Annotated in this window: 1 pseudogene; it reads right to left on the minus strand. The window is 66.8% G+C overall.

The annotated features are described in order from the left end of the window. A pseudogene (locus ACQ7HM_RS21285) lies at positions 1-323 on the minus strand (HNH endonuclease); the annotation flags it as partial. Between the last annotated feature and the right edge of the window lie 126 nt (positions 324-449).

Consider the following 449-nt stretch of genomic DNA (forward strand, 5'->3'; position numbering starts at 1 on the left):
CCGTGTTCGGGGTGGTCGTGGTCGTACTCGCGAGTGTGGTCGATGTCGCACACCCACGCCGCGCGGTCGCACCCGGCGATGTCGCAGTACAACGACCGCGCCCGCACCATCGTGTCCAACGCTGTCGAGGGCCGATACGGATTGCCCGGGCTGTGTGGCGCGAGAGGCTCATCGCGGTATCCGATCGGGGCCACCGTGAGACCAGGCTCGGTCAGCAGTTCATCGAGATGGGCCGGAGAGATGACGCCGTAGCCGTCGAGGAAACACGGGGTCTCCCCGTCGCCGGCGACGGTCTCCAGGTCGCAGATGACGTGCAACGTCATGTGCGACCCCGTTCCCGGTAGGTCTCGGGTTCCGGGCGCGTCGGGATCAGCAACCGCCGGGGCATCGCAGTCATCGTTGCCGCACTGGCATTCCCACGCCACACCCATGACGAGACAGAAATGGGC

The organism is Williamsia sp. MIQD14, assembly GCF_051025635.1.
Lineage (GTDB): Bacteria > Actinomycetota > Actinomycetes > Mycobacteriales > Mycobacteriaceae > Williamsia_A.